The organism is Olsenella phocaeensis (genome assembly GCF_048189965.1).
GTDB classification, from domain to species: Bacteria; Actinomycetota; Coriobacteriia; order Coriobacteriales; family Atopobiaceae; genus Olsenella_I; species Olsenella_I phocaeensis.
On the sequence record NZ_DBEZHV010000012.1, the window covers coordinates 43305 to 62217 of the forward strand.

An 18913-nucleotide genomic window follows, 5' to 3' on the forward strand; every position below is an offset into this window, starting at 1 on the left:
GCGGAAGGCCGTGGGCCTCTGGTCCGCCTTGTGGGGCTCGCCCTCCTCACGACGATGCCGTTCTATGCGTTGACGGCGCCGAACCCAGCGTTGTCCGGCAACCAGGCGCTGGTGGCGCTCGGGCTTTGTGCGGGATTCGTCCTCGCTCGCGTTGTTCCGGATGGCCTCGCGCGACGGCTCCGAGCCGCTGGCGTCGTTGCCCTTGCGTCGCTGGCTTCCGTGGAGTGGGCGCTCTGCCTCTCGCTTGCGAGAATGTCACGATACGCATGGCCCTTCGACATGGATTGGTTCGCCTCCTTCCGGCACGCCTGGCTCCTGGCGACTCCCGTGCTTGCGTTCGCCTCCGCGCTCGCTCTCTCCTCATGCCCGTCCGGGGAGGAGACGCGTCTCCCTCGCGGCGCCTCGTGCGGCCTTGACGAGAAGAAGCCAAGCGGCGGAGGGGGTCTCGCCGCGATCGCGGCGGGTTTTCTCGTCAGGGGGCTGTCATATGCCGTCACGGCCGTCGTCGACGGTCGTATGGCGCCCGGCAGGCTCTGGACGACTGGCTTCTCTCCCGTGAACCTTGTCGTGATTCCCGTGGCGTCGCTGATCCTCCTGGGGGTGAGTGCGACCCCTGACGGCAAGCTGGACCCGATGCCCATGCGCGTGGGCGTCGGATCCTTTGCCTGGTGGTCCCTTACGAGGGTGATTCCCCTTGGTCAGGCGGTCTCGTGGCCGTATGCACTGCTCTCCCTCATTGCCGCGGCGTGCTGGCTGCCTCGCGCTCGTTGCCTCTTTGCCCTCTCCGCACATGGGGCCGAGGGACGACGGAGTCATTCGGCAGAGCCTGAGCCCTCGTTCGGAGACGGGCATGTGAGGCCGGACGAGGAGACCAGGGAGGCCCTGCTAGGCCTCGGGCTCGCTCCCCGCGAGCTCGAGGTGGCGGTCGGGGTCGTGTGCGGGGGGAGCTCCAGGGAGGTGGGCGAGCTTCTGGGGGTGAAGCCCGCAACGGTTCGCAGCACCATGGCACGCGTCTACAAAAAGGCCAGTGTGACGGGTAGGAAGGCGCTCCTCGAGCTCATCGGGATGTCAGATCGCCAACCCGCCGCCTATGGCCATTCGGACGGCGAGGAATCGGGGCGATTGGCGGCCGAGGGCTCGACGGGCGCACGGAGGGTGCCTGCGTCGGCTGCCTCACGCCCGCTCGAAGCGGCTGTCGCGACCGCGCTCCTGCTTCCCTGGGGCATCACTCTGCCTGCGTGGGGCGCGGGGCGACCGCTTGTCTATGGGGCCGCGCTCGCGTGCCTCATGACAGGCGGGGCCTCTTTGGCGGGTTGCCATCCTTCGGAAGGCCGTCGCGCCTCCCGTGTCGCCCTTGCCCTCGCTTCGATGCTGTCGCTCGGCATGGCTCGGTTTGCGGTAGGGGTGGGCGGGTATTGGATTCCCCTCGAGCTGACCGGTGCCCTTCTTGGCACCGCCATGCTGATCGAGCTGTTGTTGCAGCAGCAGACGGAGGCGGTGCCGGGTGGCTGGGGGCGCTGGGATAGCCTGGCGGGATGGGCCATGCTGCTGACATCCCTTTGCATGGGCGCCGCATGGGAGGAGACCTGGCGCGTGGGGCCGTGGTTCGCAGCCTCGCTGCAAACTACGGTTTTCCTGCTTCTGGTGACGGCAGGGGGCTTGTATCTGCTGGCAAGCGAGCGTCAGTACTTGCGGATGGCCCTCGCGCTTGCCTTGCTTGCCGTCTCGCTGTTGTCGAATGTCAGAGGTTCCCTGTTCGCACTCGCGGCGGCTTCCTGCGCATTGCTAGGGCGAAGGTTTGCGCGTGCGAAGTCGGCGACACCTGGTCCGTCCCTGCCGCTTGTCGCATTTGGGCTCGGCGTGGTTGCAGCTGACGTCCTGGTCAACCGCGTTGGCTTCCTGATGGTTGGCAACGAGGTGCTCACCCGACCCTTTGGGGGGCGTGGGGCGTTTGGGGGGATCTTCCTGAGCTCGTCCCTCCTCCTTGCGCTGTGTGCCGGGACGACGTTTGCGTGCCTCTGCCGGAGCGTCGAGGTGGCAGAGCGCCTGAGGGGCAGCCTTGACCGATCGGGCCTCACGCGCGAGAGGACCGAGCACCTCCTGCTTGGCCTCGGCTTCGGACAGACCGAGGCGGAGGTTGCGAGCGACATCGCCTATGGGTACTCCTCGCAGAAGATCTGTGAGCGCCGGTTCGTCTCCAGGGGAACGGTCAACACTGCCAGGCGTGCCGTCTACTCCTCGCTCGGCGTACATGGCAGGTCGCAGCTCGTAAATCTGTTGCTGCAGCTTAGCCGCCTGTAAACACCCCGTTTTCCACTTTCATATCGGCTGACTACAGACCCGTCGCGTTTGGCGGGCCATCGTTTGTGGTGGCGCGCCACCACCTTTGGTCGGTCAGACGAAAGGAAGCAAGATGAGGCTCGAACACATGTCCCATCTGAGTCTGTTTGCCATTGCACTTGCCTGTTGCCTAGCTGTCAATCCCACGGTCGCGCATGCAGGGTCCCTTGAGGAAGATTCTGCCACGGGGGATGCCGTCGAGGCGACCGCCGAACTTGAGGGGGCCTTCGAAGCTGGTGCCGTTGCGGGGGATGCCACCGAAGAGGCTGCCGTCCAGGAGGACGCTTCCGCAAAGGGCCCCATCGCGGATGAACAGATAGGGACGGAGGTGGCCCGGCGGGCGACTCCGCCAGGCCACCACTGGGAGGCTACGTGAAGAGGAATGAGCGCATCGCCGCCGCAGTGTTGCTCGCGGCCTGTCTTTTGGCGGCGCTTGCGTACAAGGGCTACGAGTCCCATTTAGACGCCCAAGTTTGCCACGAGATTCAAGAGGAGGAGAAGAGTCGAACGAAGGCGCAGGAGGGGGACGAGGTCACGATTGGGACCAAGGACGATCGCGAGGACTCTCCATTCCGCGGAACGATGCGCGTGCGCGTGGAGGATGCCGTCGTCTTTGACGGACCCGACCAGGCCCGCAAGGAGTTCGACGGTTGGGTGGAGGACGCATTCTACGCGGGAAACTACTTCAGCGAGGGAAGGCAGGGGGAGGACTTCGACTTGGTGTTGTTTCGCATCCACGTCTCGAATGTCGACGCAGAGCCACGGCACGCGACAAAGCTGGGCAACCAGCTGTTCATGATCGAGGGCGTGGCCGGGTTGCGCCCATGCATAGAGCATGCCTATCTGGATGGGCCTGGGACGGCAACCAAGGATGCCGAGCGCGGCTACTTTGGCATCGTCCCTGGCAGCGAGGGAGATTACGTCTTTGGATACGTGGTGAGAAGAGATGATGCGGACAAGGGGTCATTTACTGCGGGGAGTTGGGGCTACGGCGGCTACGAGGTGCCATTGGCTCCCAGGGATCTGAGGGGGCAGTCATGAGGACATTGCTGGCGCTGGAGCTCAACAAGGTTCTGAGGAGCAAATGGTTTGCCACGGCCTTGCTCGTTGCCGTGGCGCTTGCCGTTGCCTCTGCCGTTTGTGGGATCGCGAGCGTGCGTGAATGGGAGAGCCTCAAGGAAGGAGGTGTCCGCGAGTACATCGTCACATCCAAACGGGGGAGCTATGGCAGGAGCCTCCTGTTGCACAGCAACCTGCCGCGCGAGGCGTTCTTTCAGCTTGTGGCCCTCCTGGCGGCCCTTGCTGGCTCATGCTCGCTGAGGTCTGAGCTTGACTGTGGGGTCGCGAACCAGATGCTCGTGCGCGCGTCGAGGAGTCGCTATCTTGCGTCCAAGTGCATCGCGGTATTCTGTTCGGGCGCCTTGGTCGTGGGCGTGCCTCTGGCGCTGAACTTCCTTGTCCTTTCCTGTGCGCTCCCAGGCTATGCGCCCGAGGCGCTCGACAACCTGTACATCGGGCTTTCGGCACAGGAGACCCTCTCTTGGCTCCTGTACTCACGGCCCCTTTTGTACCTTGTGGTCAACCTTGTTGTTGATGCCGCGCTATGCGGAATCTGGTCCGTTCTGGTGCTCGCCGCCTCCTTGGTCATCAAGAACCGCGTCATATTGCTTGCGGGCTCGTATCTGCTCACCCTCGGCTCGCTGCAGCTGGGCAAAGTCATCTTCTACATCGCGAGAGTGGGTGGATTCCGCTTCGACATGATTTCCGTGCTGGAGGGCGTATGCGAGGGACCGTTGCGCAGCGGTGTCGCAATGGCGGCAATGGCGCTGCTCATGCTCGCGGTCTCCCTTGCGACCCTGCGTCTTCGAAGGGACGGTGACGTCCTGTGACCTTCGCAAACCTTGTGAGGTCTGACCTTTCGGAAGGCCTTCGCTCGACGCGAGGGCGGGTGGCCCTGCTGGCCGTGGGGGGCGGCTGCCTATCGTTTCTGCAGCTTCTCTTCACCATGGCAATAGACTATTGGGATCCCCCCTTCACCTTCGGCGAGGCCATTGTGGCGGCCATGGGTGGGATGAGCGTCTTTGACCCTGATCATGAGGTGGCTTTCCGGTTTCCGGCTGGGTGGATGCTAATGCTCATGCTTGTCGCGTACATACCCCTGAGCTATCCGTACAGGGATCTCATGGGGTATGGGAGGGAAGTCCTCGTTGCGTCAGGTAGCAGGTGGTCGTGGTGGCTCTCCAAGTGCCTGTGGGTGACGCTTGTCGCCCTGCTTGGCTGCGCCCTGCTCGTTGTCGCCTGTGCCATCGTCTCCCTGTTGTGGGGAGGAGAGCCTTCCCTTTTGGTCCCCGATGGCTTCCTGGAATGCGCGGGACTTGGCTCGGAGCTTGCTGGCCCCTATGACCTCAGGCCCTTCGTCCTTGTGTTTCCCTTGATGGTCGTTGCCGTCTGCCTGCTCCAGCTAGCGCTGTCCCTCGCGCTGGGCCCGACTCTGGCATTTGCGTCCACCTCGGTCGTCCTCCTGGCGTCGGCGTATCTGTTCCACCCCCTTCTGCCGGGCGAATACCTCATGATCGCACGGCTTGACCTGTCGATTCCAAATGGCATGAGCCTGAGGAGCGGTGCCATCTATGCCCTGGTCATAGCGGCGGCAAGCGTGCTGGTTGGAGGTCTTCACTTTTCGCGGATGGATTGCATAGACAAGGAGCTCTCGATATGAGGGGAAGTCTGGTCGTGACAGATCCTGGCACCGGCGTCGCGTCTGGCGATGCATGCTCCGGCTGTGCCGTAGAGGTCAGTGGGTTGTCCAAGCGGCTGAGGGGCGTGAGCGTCCTAGACGACGTCAGCCTGTGCGCGGACGCTGGCGAAACGATTGGCCTTTCCGGACAGAACGGCTCGGGAAAGACGATGCTCATGCGCGCCATCGCGGGGTTGATCAGGCCGAATGCCGGAAGGGTGACCATCGACGGCAAGGACCTGTGGAAGGACATCCCCTTCCCTCCCAGCGTGGGCCTCCTGCTGGAGGGCCCCGCCTTCCTGGCTGACCGCAGCGGGAGGGACAACCTGAGGCTCCTCGCCTCCATCAAGGGGCTGGCAAACGAGGATGACTGCCTGGCCGCCCTGCGTGACGTCGGGCTTGATCCAGACGACAGGCGTCCGTATCGCAAGTACTCGCTGGGAATGAAGCAACGGCTCGGCATTGCCGGGGCGCTTTTCGAGCGGCCCTCGCTCCTGCTGCTCGACGAGCCCACGAACGCTCTCGACGCGGATGGTGTGGAGATGCTGAAGAGGCTGGTGAGGCGCGAGCAGCGGCGTGGTGCGACGATTGTCCTGGCGTGCCATGCGGCAGACATCCTCCGGGAGCTTTCCCACGAGGTCTACCACATTGCGGAGGGGCGGATCGATGGGCACGAGGAGCTGAGGCAGCCATGAGGCGTGGTCGTGCTTGGAGCGCGTTGACCTTGGCGCTGGTCGCCTGCGCAGTCGCCGTTGCCCTGGCGGCGCGCATCTGGGTGGTGAACGCGAGGGCTCCCGTCATCCCCGAGGAGTGGTTCCAGGCCAACGAGGACGTTCCCCTGGAAGGTGCCTTTGCCGAATACAGGTACGAGAACACGAGGGGGTATTCGATCTGCGTGACGGACGCGCGCCGCATGTCCGTCAGGGAATACCTGGCCGAGTTCAGCAAGGACGACGATGCCGCACGCGTGCAGATGGAGCGGCTCGCCCAAGAGGGGACGGACCTGGATGCCAAGACGCTGCTGGTCGCCGACATAACGATGAAGAACGAGAAGGGGGCGGAGGACGAGAGGGGCTACCTCGACTCCATCGGGTGGTCCGTCAAGTGCCCTGAGACGCCGGCGTATTGGATCAGGGTGCAATCCATGCTGTTCTCCTGCTCCGTCCCCCAGATCAATGGCTCCTACAAGCTCTCGATCAGGCCGAAGACCGAGTACGTGATCCATGTGCCCTTCGCGTCGACGATGTTCGAGGCGACGTTCCCACAGCCGTATGACTACCAGTACCTTCCCACGTTGGAGCCGGGTGAATACGGCTTCGTGGTCACGAAGGGGCCGGTGAGGAAGGTCGTCCACCTGGACGTCGCATAGGACGTCCTGGGCGTGCGCCGGGTGGTGCGCGCCGCCCCTCTCGCCTCCACTTGTGTGCTTATTTTGAGCGCTCGGGGCATTGGAATGCTGCTGTATACTTTTAAGGCTTTTCCACTGAGCCCCGTAACCTCATAGGAAAAAGCGTACCGATACGTAGTACATGGAGGAGTCAAATGAAGTCGACTCATTACGCCAAGCCTGGCGAGGTCGAGCGCAACTGGGTGCTCATCGACGCCGACGGCGCCACGCTGGGACGCCTTGCCACCAAGGCTGCCATGATTCTTCGTGGCAAGAACAAGCCCCAGTACACCCCCAACGCCGACACGGGTGACTTCGTGGTGGTCATCAACGCCGACAAGGTCCAGCTTACCGGCGTCAAGGCCGACCACAAGTCCTACTGGCGCTACTCCGGCTGGCTGGGCGGCCTCAAGACCGAGTCCTTCAGGGAGGCCATGGCCAAGCACCCCGAGCGCGTCGTCGAGCACGCCATCAAGGGCATGCTCCCCAAGACGACCCTTGGTCGCCAGCAGGGCATGAAGCTCAAGGTTTACGCTGGTCCCGAGCACCCGCACACCGCTCAGAACCCCGTCAAGATCGATCTGGAGGCTTAACCGATGGCTGACAACACCGCTGTTTACACCGGCACCGGCCGTCGCAAGGAGGCCGTCGCCCGCGTCCGTCTGGTTCCCGGCACCGGCAAGGTCACCGTCAACGGCCGCGACGCCGCCAACTACTTTGGCCGCCAGCAGCTCGTCGACAACGCGACCGCTCCCTTCCGCGTGACCGACACCGTCGACCGCTTCGACGTCTTTGCCAACTGCGATGGCGGCGGCATCAACGGCCAGTCCGGCGCCCTGCGCCTGGGCATCGCCCGCGCTCTCCTCGAGGCTGGCGAGTATCGCGCCGATCTCAAGAAGGCCGGTTTCCTCACCCGTGACGCCCGCGCCGTCGAGCGCAAGAAGTACGGCCTGAAGAAGGCCCGCAAGCGCCCGCAGTTCTCCAAGCGCTAGCCTCCTCTGGCCTTTCGCGAATCTGGGACCCGCTTCGGCGGGTCCTTTTTTTAAAGGCTTTAGCCTGTGCTGCGCGTACTTTGCGCGGCACAAAGAACCACCCGCTGTGCGGGTGGGGCCCACTTCTGCTACGCAACGGAAAGCCTTCCCCTCTGGCATGGTGGTTGTTCAGGCCATCATGCCCCGAGAGGGGGAGGTGGTCGCCGTGGCCCAGAGGGCCAACGGCCTCGCGCACACGAAGCGGCTCTGCAAGCACCACGTCGTGTTCGCACCCAAGCATAGGAGAAAGGCGACCTACAGCCAGCACGGGGCGGACCTCGGGGAGATACTGAGGACGCTGTGCCAGTGGAAGGGGGTGGAGATAATCGAGGGTCGCCTCATGCCCGACCACGTGCACATGCTGGTCAGCATCCCGCCCAGGATCGGCGTCTCGAGCCTCGTGGGCTACCAGAAGGGGAAGAGCTCGCCGCTCACGTTCGACGGGCACGCGAACCTGAAGCACGAGTTCGGGAACAGGAAGTTCTGGGCCGAGGGCTACTACGTGTCGACCGTCGGACTGAACAAGGCGACGATGGCCAAGTGCATCCGCGAGCAGGAGAGGGCGGACATCGCCCTGGACAGGCCGGGCGTCAAGGAGTGCGGGGGCCCGTTTAGGAGAAGCTAGCGCCACGCCCGTCTGCCGGGCGCGCCATGAGTCAAGGGGCCATGGGGCCTGAGCGAAGCGAAGGCCAGGAACTTGAGTCCCTGGCCGGCACCATCAGGGCTATACCCTTAGAGCAGACCACCCGCTGTGCGGGTGGTCGTGATTTGTGGCGCGGGGGTGCGGCGTGCGCGACGGCGTCCGACGCGCGTGAAGTATTGTCGATGGCGTCCGACACGTGCGAGAGAGCGACGGCAACGTCCAACGCGCGCAACCTCTGCTCGGCAACGCCCAGCGCGCGCGAAAAAGCGCCGACAACGCCCGACGCGTCTGTCTCCCCTCCGCCAACTGCGCAAACACGGAGGCGAGAGACGCGTTGGGCGCTTTCGAGAGAATTTGAGACGCGCCGGGCGCTCTCGCGAGGAGGCCGGACGCATCGGACGCTCTTGTTCCTTTGGACACTTTTCGAGGTGGGTTGGTCCATTTCTGTCCACGGAGACAAGATGCGGCGCGCGTTGGGCGCTTTCGTCGAAGAACGACACGTGTTGAGCGCCTTCGCGTGAGCGGCACGCGCCAGGCGGGACGGTGCGGCCAAACCCGTGGCGATCGCGAGCGATCGCGCGAGCCGCCCCGCCCGCCCCATCGTCCGAATCGCCGCCCGGACAGCCTTTTGGCGGGCGCTCGGTACCCATAGCCGTACAAATTTTCAATCACCATCACAATTTGTAATCACTCGATATACTTAGTAAAACATAACGTGTCCCGCGCAGACGGTGTAGGCACGAACGGCCCAAGAAAACGACGAAGGGGAGGCGAGAGGAGCATGGACAACCCGGCGCACGCCCTGGGCAGGCGCCCGCGTCACGCCAGATACCCCCTGCAGCTCCTCGCGCTCGCGCTCGCCGTGATCGTCGCGGCCCTCGTCTCCCTGGTCCTGGGCCGCTACCACATGAGCGTGGGAGAGGTGCTGGGCATGCTCGCCAGCCGCGTGGTGCCCGTCTCGCCCAGCTGGACCGTCCAGCAGGAGACCCTCTTCTTCAACGTCCGCCTCCCGCGCGTCGTCATGGCGCTCATGGTGGGCTGCTCGCTCTCCGCGTCGGGCGCGACGTTCCAGGGCGTGTTCCAGAACCCGCTCGTCTCGCCGGACTTCCTCGGCGCCTCCCAGGGCGCGGCGTTCGGCGCCTGCCTGGCCATCCTGCTCTCGTGGGGCGCCCTGGCCACCTCGGTCGCCGCCTTCGTGGCGTCGATGGCCTCGGTGGTCGTCGTCCTGCTGGTGAGCTCGCGCGCCAAGGGCAACCGCATCCTGGTCACCGTGCTCGCGGGCGTCATGGTGAGCTCGCTCTTCCAGGCGGGCGTCTCGTACACCAAGCTGGTGGCCGACCCCAACGTGCAGCTCCAGGCCATCACCTTCTGGCTCATGGGCTCGCTGGTGAGCGCGCGCCCGCGCGACGTCGCGCTCGTGGCGCTTCCCATGCTGGTGGGCAACGTGGGGCTGCTGTGCCAGCGCTGGCGCGTCAACGCGCTCACCATGGGGGACGACGAGGCGCTCAGCATGGGCGTGGACGCCCCGCGCGTGCGCGCCGCCTGCGTCGTGTTCGCCACGCTCGTCACGGCGGCGAGCGTCTCGGTCACCGGAATCATCGGGTGGGTGGGGCTGGTCGTCCCCCACCTCGCTCGCGGAATCGTGGGGGTCGACTACCGGCGCCTCTTGCCTGCGAGCATGCTCCTGGGCGGCGTCTTCCTGCTCGTGGTGGACGACGTCGCGCGCCTCGCGACCACGGCCGAGATCCCCATAGGCATCCTGACGGCCTTCGTCGGTGCCCCCTTCTTCATGTGGCTCATCACGAGGAGGAGGCGAGCATGAGCTTCTCCGTCACCGACCTGTCTTTCTCGTACGGGAGGAACAGGGTCCTGAGCGGCCTGAGCTTCGACGTCCCCGACGGCAGCCTGACCAGCGTCCTAGGCCCGAACGGCGTGGGAAAGACGACGCTCTTCCGCTGCCTGCTGGGGCTGCGCCTCGGCTATTCCGGGACCATCCTCGTCAACGGCTCCGACGTGCGATCCCTCTCGGTGCGGGAACGCGCGCGCCAGATGGCGTACATCCCGCAGGCGCACACCAACGTCTTCGACTACGAGGTCGTCGACATGGTGCTCATGGCCTGCGGGACCGACCTGGGAATGCTGAGGACCCCTACGCGCCGCCACGAGGGGCGCGCCATGGCCGCCCTCGAGCGGGTGGGTATCGACGGCCTCGCGCACTCCAGCGTCAGCCGGCTCTCGGGCGGGCAGCTGCAGCTCGTCCTCGTCGCGCGGGCGATCGCGCAGGACGCCCGCGCGCTGGTCCTGGACGAGCCCACGAGCGCGCTCGACTTCGCGAACGCCGACAAAGTGCTCGCCCTGGCCCGCGAGCTCGCCGGGGAGGGGCACTCGGTGGTCGTCTCGACCCATCGGCCCGAGCAGGCGTACCTCTACTCGGACCAGGTCATCGCCATGGGCTCGGGCGGGTCCATCGGATGCGGGACCCCGCAGGAGGTCATCACCACAAGGAACATGAGCGAGCTCTATGGCATCGACGTCTCCGTGAGCTCGCTCTTCGAGGACCGGGCCCGCGCCTGCACGCCGTCGGCCCGGCTCGCCAAGACACGCTGACCGTTCCGAAGCGCATCCCATCGCGGATGGACCGCGAGGCGCTACGGCAAGAAGGGAGTACGAAGTGAGGGGGACGCAGTTGACGAGGAGGGCGCTTCTCGCCCTGTTCTCCGGGGCGCTGGCGCTGAGCCTCACGGGCGGGCTGACCGCCTGCGGCAGCGCGAAGGAGCCCGACGCGGGCAGTGCCGCGCCGCAGGAACAGCAGCAGGCAAGCACGAGGAAGTTCACCGACTCCTGCGGCCGCGAGGTCGAGCTTCCGGCAAACGTCACCAAGATCGCCGCCTCGGGCCCCCTCGCCCAGCAGGTCCTGCTGACCATCGCCCCCGAACAGATGGTGGGGCTCTCCACCAAGGTCGGCGACAAGCAGCTGGCGTACCTGGGCAACGGCCTGAGCGACCTGCCCGTCTACGGGCAGATCTACGGCGGCAAGGGAGACTTCAACAAGGAGGCCGTCGCCGAGGCCAAGCCGGACGTCATCATCGACCTGGGCGAGGCGAAGAAGACCATCAGGGAGGACATGGACAACCTCCAGTCCGAGCTGGGGATCCCCTGCGTGCACATCGAGTCGTCGTTCGACAGCTACGACCAGGCCTACGCCAAGCTGGGCGAGCTCCTGGGCAAGGAGGACCGCGCCGCGGAGCTCTCCAGCTACTGCAAGAAGGCGTACGACGAGGTGAAGGGCGTGGTGTCGGGCCTCTCTGAGTCCGACCGCGCGCAGGTTGCCTATCTGCTGGGCGACTCCGGCCTCAACGCCATCGCCAAGGGCAGCTTCCAGGGCTCCGTCGTGGACTTCGTCGCGAACAACGCCATCGAGGTGGAGAAGGCCGGCGGTTCCGGCAAGGGCGTGGAGGTCAGCCTCGAGCAGATCGCCGCGGCGGATCCCAAGATGATCGTCTTCGGCCCCGGCAGCATCTATGACAGCGTCGCGGACGACCCCGCGTGGGCGGACGTCTCGGCCATCAAGACGGGCAACTACTACCAGGTCCCGGGCACGCCCTACAACTGGCTTTCTGGTCCTCCCTCCGTCAACCAGGTGCTAGGCATGCAGTGGCTCGCGCGCATCTGCTACCCCGACAAGTTCCAGACGGGCGTCGAGGACGTGGCGAAGGACTACTACAAGACCTTCTACGGCCACGAGCTGACCGACGCCGAGCTCCGGGACCTCCTGGCGGGTGCGCTTCCTAAGAACTAGTCCCAACCAGTCCCGCCGAGCAGGCGCCTTGGCACTCGACTGCCTGGCTGCAAGGGCTCCGGTTCGCCCCAGGCGTCCCGGAGCCCTTCCGCTGCCGCCTCGAGGAGCGCCGGTCGCACGACGACGACCGCGTCCTCCCACGCGGCGCAGGGGCCGGCGTCGAGCAGCGCGAGGGCGGACCGCAGCCCCTCCCCGCGCGCGAGTTCGAGCGGGCCGAGCTCGTCGACCACCATGACGCCGGGCCTTGCGGCGAGCTCGCCGCGGCGGGCAAGGAGCGCCTCGAAGTGGTCGTTGACGTGCAGGAGCGCTGAGTCGGAGATGTCCCAGTCAAGGCCCGCCCTGCGCGACTGCGCGCAGCCGCCGTCGCCCGCCGGGCCGGCGGATGCGGGAGACGCAAACGAGAGGAGCGTGCGGTCAGGCAGCAGCAGGTTGTCGATGCCGACCTTCGCGAGGATCCCGTCGACGCTGGCCCAGCGGCCGGGCGCGAGGACGCCATACGTCGGGACGCCGAGCGCGTCCCGCCGCGTGAGGAGGGCCTGCAGCCAGCGCGTCTTGCCGCTTCGTTGCGGCGAGCTCAGCAGGTACAGCACCTTCACCCCCGGTCTCTTGCGCCCGGTGCGTCCGCCGGGCACGCGCGAGCGCACGCGTTGGGCGTCGGGCAGGACGCCGGGCACGCGCGAGCGCACGCCTCCGCCAATCCACCACGCAATTGCGCACGCCTCGGAAATCCAGCACGCGCAAGCGCACACGAGGGCGCCTTGCCATCTGCGCAAACGCGAGCGTGCGTGTGCGCAATAGCGTAGCGGATGCCAGCGGCGTGCGTAGTCGCGTGCTCGATGCACGGGCGACCGGTATGCGTGAGCAACCGACCTGCGCGAGCAGCCGACCCGCGCGCAACTCGCACACGCAGGCGACCCGCACGACCTCCGCCCACACCGTCCTCGACGGAAGGCGCGCGCCCACCGACTCCCTGTGCCCGTCCGCCGTCGCCGGGGAATAAGCGAGACAAGGCGGAATCTGCCGTCGCGCGTGCCGCCTATGGTCCACCCCCCTACGAGAGGAGTAGCTATGGGACGCAGGCCTATCAGGGTTGTTCAGTACGGGTGCGGGAAGATGGCGAAGTACACCCTGCGCTACCTCCACGAGCACGGCGCGCAGGTCGTCGGGGCGATTGACGTCAACCCCGAGGTCGTGGGCATGGACGTGGGAGACTTCGCGGGACTTCCCGTCAAGCTGGGCGTGAGGATCTCTGACGACGCGGATGGCGTCCTGGACCAGTGCGCCCCCGACATCGCCGTGCTCGAGCTGTTCAGCCTCCTCACCGACATCGAGCCCATGGCGGAGAGGTGCGTGCGGCGCGGCATCAGCGTCATCACCACCTGCGAGGAGTGCACCTTCCCCTGGACCACCTCCTCCGCCGCCACCAACCGCATCGACGCAATCGCGCGCGAGACGGGCTGCACCATGGTCGGTGCCGGGATGGAGGACGTCTTCTGGGTCCACATAGTGGGACTCCTTGCCGGCGCGGTGAACCGGATCGACCGCATAGAGGGCGCCGTGAGCTACAACGTGGAGGACTACGGCCTGGCGCTGGCCAAGGCGCACGGCGTGGGACTCACCCCAGAGGAGTTCGAGCGCACGCTTGCCCATCCCGACGAGGTCGTTCCCTCCTACGTGTGGAACTCCAACGAGTGCTTGGCGCAGCATCTGGGACTCACGGTCTTGGGGGTCATCCAAGAGAACGTGCCCTACGTCGCCGAGAAGGACACCTACTCGCAGACCATGGGCGCCACCGTGCCCGTCGGCAGGGTCATAGGCATGAACACGAGGGTCACCACGAGGACCTACCAGGGCATTGACATCGTCACCTCGCAGATCGGCAAGGTGTACGGGCCGGACGACGGGGACCTCTGCGACTGGAAGATCGTGGGGGAGCCCGACACCAGCTTCCACGTAGACAAGCCTGCCACGGTGGAGCACACCTGCGCGACCATAGCCAACCGCATTCCCACGGTGCTTGCCGCCCCGGCTGGGTACCACACCCTCGACGAGCTCGAGCCACTGAGGCACCTGGTGCAGCCCATGATGGTCGACGAGGGCTGCGGCTGCTGCTAGGCCTCGCCTTCGCGCTCGCTTCGATGGACCGACGCACGGCGGCGCCCGCAGGTTCCGAAAGGGGCACCCTGCGGGCGCCGCCTACTGCGTAGAGCTGTTTGCTGACGGCCACCGCAGGCGGTCATCCCCGCCTGATGCGCGCGGTGCGTTGATTAACTAATTAAGCAAAAGTAGATGCATCTAAGCAGGTGCATTGAATAAATTGCTTTCGATACATTTCAATTTGTGTATTACATCTACCGTTTGGCACCACTTCCTGACTATTCGCGGAAGATAACTGCCAAACCAAACAAACTTTAAGATGCCTAATAACGATTTAGCTATCCTATGTCTACCGTTGTTTTAACTTGAAAACAACGGAACGAGGTGCCTCCGAGCTGGGCGTCACTTCGCGCGGCCCTCGGGCTTCTTGGTCGTCACGAATCGGCGCGCATCGGGGCAAGCACGAGGTTTGCCTGGGACCACAGGGCGTACATGGACTGACGAAAGGTGAATCGCATGGTTGGTCTTCCAAAGAGGAGAAGGTTTGCGGCACTGGTCTTTGCCGCAGTTCTGACGCTGGGGCTGTTCCTGCCCCTGGGAGCGCGAGTAGCGCTTGCCACGGTAGTTCCATGGAACAGCAAGGTCACAGTGCTCGCCGAGGGCAAGAACGAAGATAACCCCAAGAGCGAGGGCGGGCAGTACATCGACGTGAGCATGACGTTTGCGGAGGGTGCACCCCAGGTAAGTGCCGCAGATGCGACGACCTATCTGCAGAACAACGTCACCATCGCGGGGCGCTCGCTCAACTCGCCTACCTACACGCGTGACATCACCAATGTGAACGTAAGTGGGAACGTAATCACGTTCAGGATCGGCAAAAACCGCACGTCTCCGAACGGCAAGACTGCCAACTACAACGGCAAGCTGTTCATTGCTGCTAATGGTGCCTTTGCAGGCAAGATGGGAGATGCTCCCGTCGAGACGCTGATAGGCACCGGGGTTGCCATCGACAACCCAGATGGCACCCTCAACACAGACGGCTCGAAGACGTTTACTATCACCCATGCCGCCAACAACCGTGGCATGGTGCATGTGCTTATCAAGGATGGAGAAAGCGCCCTTTTTGAAGGAACCGGAACGTTCTCCAATGGTGGACTGACAGTTCATGCGCACACGTTCGACTCGCAGACACCGGCAGATTTTGCACAGCTTATCTGCAATGCGGTTCCTGAAGGAAGCGTTGATTACACGTTCACGTCAGGGACGGACGGAAGCTTTACCGTCTCCCACGATGGGCAGAGTTGCACGAATGTCAAGGCCTACATCTACGACGGGGCGTTCCTGAACGGCATTCATGGTTCGGTGGGTGACATCACCGAGCCGGAGATGTCCAACTAGTCACGTACCTCCCGTGCCTGCCCGTGCATGCGACGTGTTGGGGGGGTGGGCAGTCTCACGATTGCCCACCCCCTCTTTTTGAGAGGAGAGAGTAGAGGATGAGCAAGCCCAAGGACGAAAGCTTGGACCTGGGTTTGGGCATGCGCTGCCTTGGCAGCGCGGTCATGTCCCTGGTGCTTATCGGGTCGATGCTGCCAACGGCAGCTTTGGCCGAGGTGGTTCGCCGGGATGATGCGACCGTGGCCCAGTCCATCGTTACGGAGGCACAGGCTGCACCTTCCATTGATGCCGAGGAATCCGGGGCGACCACGACGTCCCCGTCTGCAGGAGAATCATCTGCAGAGACGTCCGTCGCAGGTGAGGCATCCGCCGAAGACGAGATGCCTGCCGAATGGGCGGGAAACAGCGAAGTGCCTGCCACTTCATCCTCCACTGATGAACTTTCAGGTGAGACTAGCTCCGATGTTGCGGTGACACCTTTCTCCCCTCCTGGTTCTTCTGGGGCGGAGATGGCCTCTCCCGTTGCCGTGGCGCAAGTGCCTGCCGAGCCCGCGTCACTTCCCAAGAAGGGAACGTTTGAAGTCGAGGGCGTGACTTGGGAGTACAGAAACTTCAAGGACAAGCTCACTCTTACAGCCTGTCACGTTGATGGAGCCCGGGACGAGCTGATAGTCCCAACCGAATATAGCAATCTGCCTGTATATGCCATTAGATCTAGCGCGCTAAGTGACTTGAAGGGCGTAAGAAAGCTCGTAGTGCCTTCGGACATGCGACTCCTTGGCGGCGTCAATAGAGCTGAAATCGAGGAGCTTGTTGTCGGAGACAACGCTCATCTGCTGACTGGAAGCAAGGGGTTCAGCACATGCCCCAACCTTAAGAAGGTGACGATAGGAGAGAACGTAGAGGCTCGGTTTGGAGTTTTTGAGGGATGCCAGAGCATCACCGATGCAGACGTGGCTTCAAGCGCCGAGGGAATGTTCATGGGATGCACGTCTCTCAAGAACGTTTACATGGCCAACGCGTCCAATATACCAGCATACATGTTTTATGGCTGCTCATCGCTCGGCTCATTCGATCTTTCTCATACCACCGAGATAGGGGGGTATGCATTCAGAGAATCCGGAATCGCTGGAGAGCTTGTGATTCCGGATTCTGTGACCTCCATCGGAGAGCGGGCCTTCCTTGGGACCAAGATTACTTCGCTGAGCATTCCTGCGACGGTAGAGAAAATGGGTCAAGGTGCCTTCCATGGGACCCCTCTCGAATCCATAATGATCGACACTTCTGCTACTGCAGATGGCATTTTTTCCCAGGCCCCGAACATTAAGTACATCACTGTCGGGCCCCACGTCAGCTCCTTCCACAAGTCGACATTCCAGGGAACTCCCGAAGGCGCCCTGGTGACCATAGATCCTGACAACGAGCACTTCAAGACGACCGACCATCACGACGTCGTGAGCAGGGACACCGGAGAGCAGCTCTACCCCTACATCAAGCCCGCCCCCACGCCGCCTACGGAGATTCGGCATATCGACTATGGCACCACCGAGGTCAATGTCGGATCTTCTATAGAGAAAATCTCTGACACTGCTTTCCTTCGTGACTACCTACATAGGAAGGATGAGAACAATGGGTTTCTTTGCATCAAAACCATAACGGTCGACCCGGCGAACACGCACTTCTGCGTCGACGAGCAGGGGATACTCTACACTGCCGACATGAGCGAGCTGATCAAGGCGCCCTGCACGCTTGAGAAGGTCACCATTCCGGCCTCGGTCAGGGTGATAAAAAGGGCGGCGTTCTGTTACTGCCCCAAGCTCAAGGAAGTCGACATTCCCGAGGGGGTCCAGGACGTCAGTCACGAGGCGTTCAGTGAGTGCACGTCGCTTGTTCGAGTGGGGCTCCCCAGCACATTGAGATCGCTGGGGGCGATGGCCTTCCAGAACTGCCCCCTTACGTCCATCGACCTTCCGGAGGGGCTGCTCGACATTGGCATGGGGGCGTTCGAGGGCACCCATCTCTCGTCGCTCAGGCTCCCATCCTCCCTGGTGAGCAAGGACAGCAAGATGAAGTCCCCCGAGGACTTCAGCGCGGATCCGGACACCGGCGAGGACTGGGCCCTCTTCTATGGGGATAACTCCTCCCCAAGCATAGGCTATAACTGGGCGTCCTTCCTTCCTGGTGTGAATCCCTACGTCAAGTCGATCGACCTGTCGGCATACAAGGCGTCGTTCATTCCCAACTATGCGTTCAGGGGGCTTGTGGGCCTCAATGAGATACTCCTCCCGTTCAACGTGACCCAGGTGGGCTACGGGTCGTTCAACCACTGCCTGGGCCTCAAGGACGTCTACGTCTACTCGCCCACCAACTTCTCCGCCCGTTCCGGAGGCGATATACAGGGCAATTCCGGAAGCGGCATACCGGGGGAGTCCTACCAGCTCAACGTGCCCAGCTCCTTCTCGTACTACAAGCGCGAGAACGGCGTGGGGCAGCGCTACCACGACATGCAGGGACTCAACTTCTACGGTGCGGCGTACAAGGACAACGCGCTCATCAAGTTCTGCACCGACTCGAAGAACAACTTCATCCCCATCGTCATCCTGCAGAGCGGCAAGACCGTCTTCGGCGACTACGACGTGACCTACGGGACCGAACGCTTCGACTACAACCACCTCGAGGTCGTGGACTCCTCGAAGGCGACGGAGGCCGAGGCATCGAGCGTCCCCGTGGGCGGCACGCCGGCGGTGCGCGCGGTCTTCGGCGACTACGACACCATGCGCGTGCTCGAGACCGGCAAGGGCTGCACCGTCGCCTACTTCGACGAGCAGGGAAACCCCGTCACCTCCTTCGAGAAGGCGGGCGTCTACACCGCCAGCGTGATCGGCGACGGCAAGAGCGTCATCGGAACGCGCCAGATGAAGTTCCAGGTGGGCGAGGTTCCCCCCACGCCCGAGAAGCCCGATCCCGACAAGCCGAACCCGAATCCGGACAAGCCGGGCACCGACCCGGGCAAGGTGGTTCCCGGCGGGTCGAAGGGTACGACCGATCCAAACGTCACGAAGCCTGCCGCGAAGGCGCCCGCAGCCGTCCTGGCCCCGCCCCCGGCACCCTCGGGGCTGCGCCAGGTGGGCTCCGGCTCGTCGCCCGCGCCTGCCCCGCGGAGCACCGCGAGCGTGCCCAAGAAGAGCGCCCCCTCCCAGGGGCAGCCCTCCACGACACCGGACCGCACGAGCTCCGTGCTGCACCGTGACGCCACGGGCACCCCAGCGTCCGCAGCGCCCGAAGCGGAGAAGGCGGCGGCCACGCCCAGCGGAGTCTCTGCTGCCAAGGATGCCAGTCCCGCCACGCACGTGGCAGCCGCTGGCGTCGGTGCCCTCGCGACCCTGCTCGGCTTCTTCGCCACACGCAGGCGCACGGGTTCGAACGAACTATAGCCCTCTGCGCGCGGGGCCCGCATCGGGCGGACCCCGCGCCCGGCGCC

The 18913-nt window shown here is 64.2% G+C and carries 17 protein-coding genes and 1 pseudogene; 17 read left to right on the forward strand and 1 reads right to left on the reverse strand.

From position 1 onward, the window contains the following. Nucleotides 1–957 precede the first annotated feature (957 nt). From ACMPH2_RS06300 to ACMPH2_RS06360, 13 genes are all read left to right on the forward strand, one after another. Entirely contained in the window at nt 958–2301 is a 1344-nt protein-coding gene (locus ACMPH2_RS06300) for a LuxR C-terminal-related transcriptional regulator (RefSeq protein ID WP_417118931.1), read from the forward strand. A 112-nt stretch (nt 2302–2413) separates the two neighbouring features. After that, nucleotides 2414–2716, forward strand: a complete 303-nt coding sequence (locus tag ACMPH2_RS06305; protein WP_417118932.1) for a hypothetical protein — start codon at nt 2414–2416, stop codon at nt 2714–2716. Beyond that, complete coding sequence (locus ACMPH2_RS06310) at nt 2713–3381, forward strand: hypothetical protein (protein ID WP_062529353.1); 669 nt, start codon at nt 2713–2715, stop codon at nt 3379–3381. Before ACMPH2_RS06305 ends, ACMPH2_RS06310 begins: the two co-directional genes overlap by 4 nt. Continuing rightward, nucleotides 3378–4229 (forward strand): hypothetical protein, encoded by an 852-nt coding sequence (locus ACMPH2_RS06315; protein ID WP_417118933.1) that lies wholly within the window; start codon nt 3378–3380, stop codon nt 4227–4229. Before ACMPH2_RS06310 ends, ACMPH2_RS06315 begins: the two co-directional genes overlap by 4 nt. A gap of 59 nt (nt 4230–4288) precedes the next feature. Next, a complete protein-coding gene (locus ACMPH2_RS06320; protein WP_417118934.1) occupies nt 4289–5059 on the forward strand; it encodes a hypothetical protein in 771 nt (256 codons plus the stop codon). Next, nucleotides 5056–5772 (forward strand): ATP-binding cassette domain-containing protein, encoded by a 717-nt coding sequence (locus ACMPH2_RS06325; protein WP_417118935.1) that lies wholly within the window; start codon nt 5056–5058, stop codon nt 5770–5772. The genes ACMPH2_RS06320 and ACMPH2_RS06325 overlap by 4 nt, the downstream gene beginning before the upstream one ends. Before the next feature lie 29 nt (nt 5773–5801). Further along, complete coding sequence (locus tag ACMPH2_RS06330) at nt 5802–6446, forward strand: DUF5028 domain-containing protein (protein WP_072500671.1); 645 nt, start codon at nt 5802–5804, stop codon at nt 6444–6446. 173 nt (nt 6447–6619) lie between these two features. Then, nucleotides 6620–7057, forward strand: coding sequence for a 50S ribosomal protein L13 (gene rplM, locus ACMPH2_RS06335; protein WP_417118936.1), 438 nt, complete (start codon nt 6620–6622; stop codon nt 7055–7057). A 3-nt stretch (nt 7058–7060) separates the two neighbouring features. After that, the gene (rpsI, locus tag ACMPH2_RS06340) at nt 7061–7456 is read left to right on the forward strand and encodes a 30S ribosomal protein S9 (RefSeq protein WP_009278129.1); all 396 of its coding nucleotides are present in this window, start codon (nt 7061–7063) and stop codon (nt 7454–7456) included. A gap of 178 nt (nt 7457–7634) precedes the next feature. Next, on the forward strand, nt 7635–8120 hold the full coding sequence (gene tnpA / locus ACMPH2_RS06345; protein WP_417118951.1) for an IS200/IS605 family transposase: 486 nt from the start codon (nt 7635–7637) through the stop codon (nt 8118–8120). A 799-nt stretch (nt 8121–8919) separates the two neighbouring features. Further along, nucleotides 8920–9960 (forward strand): FecCD family ABC transporter permease, encoded by a 1041-nt coding sequence (locus tag ACMPH2_RS06350; RefSeq protein WP_417118937.1) that lies wholly within the window; start codon nt 8920–8922, stop codon nt 9958–9960. Continuing rightward, nucleotides 9957–10745, forward strand: a complete 789-nt coding sequence (locus tag ACMPH2_RS06355) for an ABC transporter ATP-binding protein (RefSeq protein WP_417118938.1) — start codon at nt 9957–9959, stop codon at nt 10743–10745. The genes ACMPH2_RS06350 and ACMPH2_RS06355 overlap by 4 nt, the downstream gene beginning before the upstream one ends. Before the next feature lie 79 nt (nt 10746–10824). Beyond that, complete coding sequence (locus ACMPH2_RS06360) at nt 10825–11937, forward strand: ABC transporter substrate-binding protein (RefSeq protein WP_417118939.1); 1113 nt, start codon at nt 10825–10827, stop codon at nt 11935–11937. On the opposite strand, the gene ACMPH2_RS06365 is transcribed toward ACMPH2_RS06360, so the two are convergent. Then, nucleotides 11934–12533: a hypothetical protein gene (locus tag ACMPH2_RS06365; RefSeq protein WP_417118940.1), complete on the reverse strand. Its 600-nt coding sequence runs from the start codon at nt 12531–12533 to the stop codon at nt 11934–11936. The two genes, ACMPH2_RS06360 and ACMPH2_RS06365, sit on opposite strands and share 4 nt — an antisense overlap. Before the next feature lie 472 nt (nt 12534–13005). On the opposite strand from ACMPH2_RS06365, the gene ACMPH2_RS06370 reads away from it, so the two are divergent. The 4 genes and pseudogenes from ACMPH2_RS06370 (at nt 13006) to ACMPH2_RS06385 (ending at nt 18866) form a co-directional block, all read left to right on the forward strand. After that, nucleotides 13006–14052, forward strand: a complete 1047-nt coding sequence (locus ACMPH2_RS06370; RefSeq protein ID WP_417118941.1) for an NAD(P)H-dependent amine dehydrogenase family protein — start codon at nt 13006–13008, stop codon at nt 14050–14052. A 498-nt stretch (nt 14053–14550) separates the two neighbouring features. Further along, nucleotides 14551–15432: a hypothetical protein gene (locus ACMPH2_RS06375; protein ID WP_417118942.1), complete on the forward strand. Its 882-nt coding sequence runs from the start codon at nt 14551–14553 to the stop codon at nt 15430–15432. A 767-nt stretch (nt 15433–16199) separates the two neighbouring features. Further along, nucleotides 16200–16817 (forward strand): annotated as a pseudogene (locus tag ACMPH2_RS06380) (leucine-rich repeat domain-containing protein); the annotation flags it as partial. 15 nt (nt 16818–16832) lie between these two features. Next, a complete protein-coding gene (locus ACMPH2_RS06385; RefSeq protein ID WP_417118952.1) occupies nt 16833–18866 on the forward strand; it encodes a leucine-rich repeat domain-containing protein in 2034 nt (677 codons plus the stop codon). Nucleotides 18867–18913 lie beyond the last annotated feature (47 nt).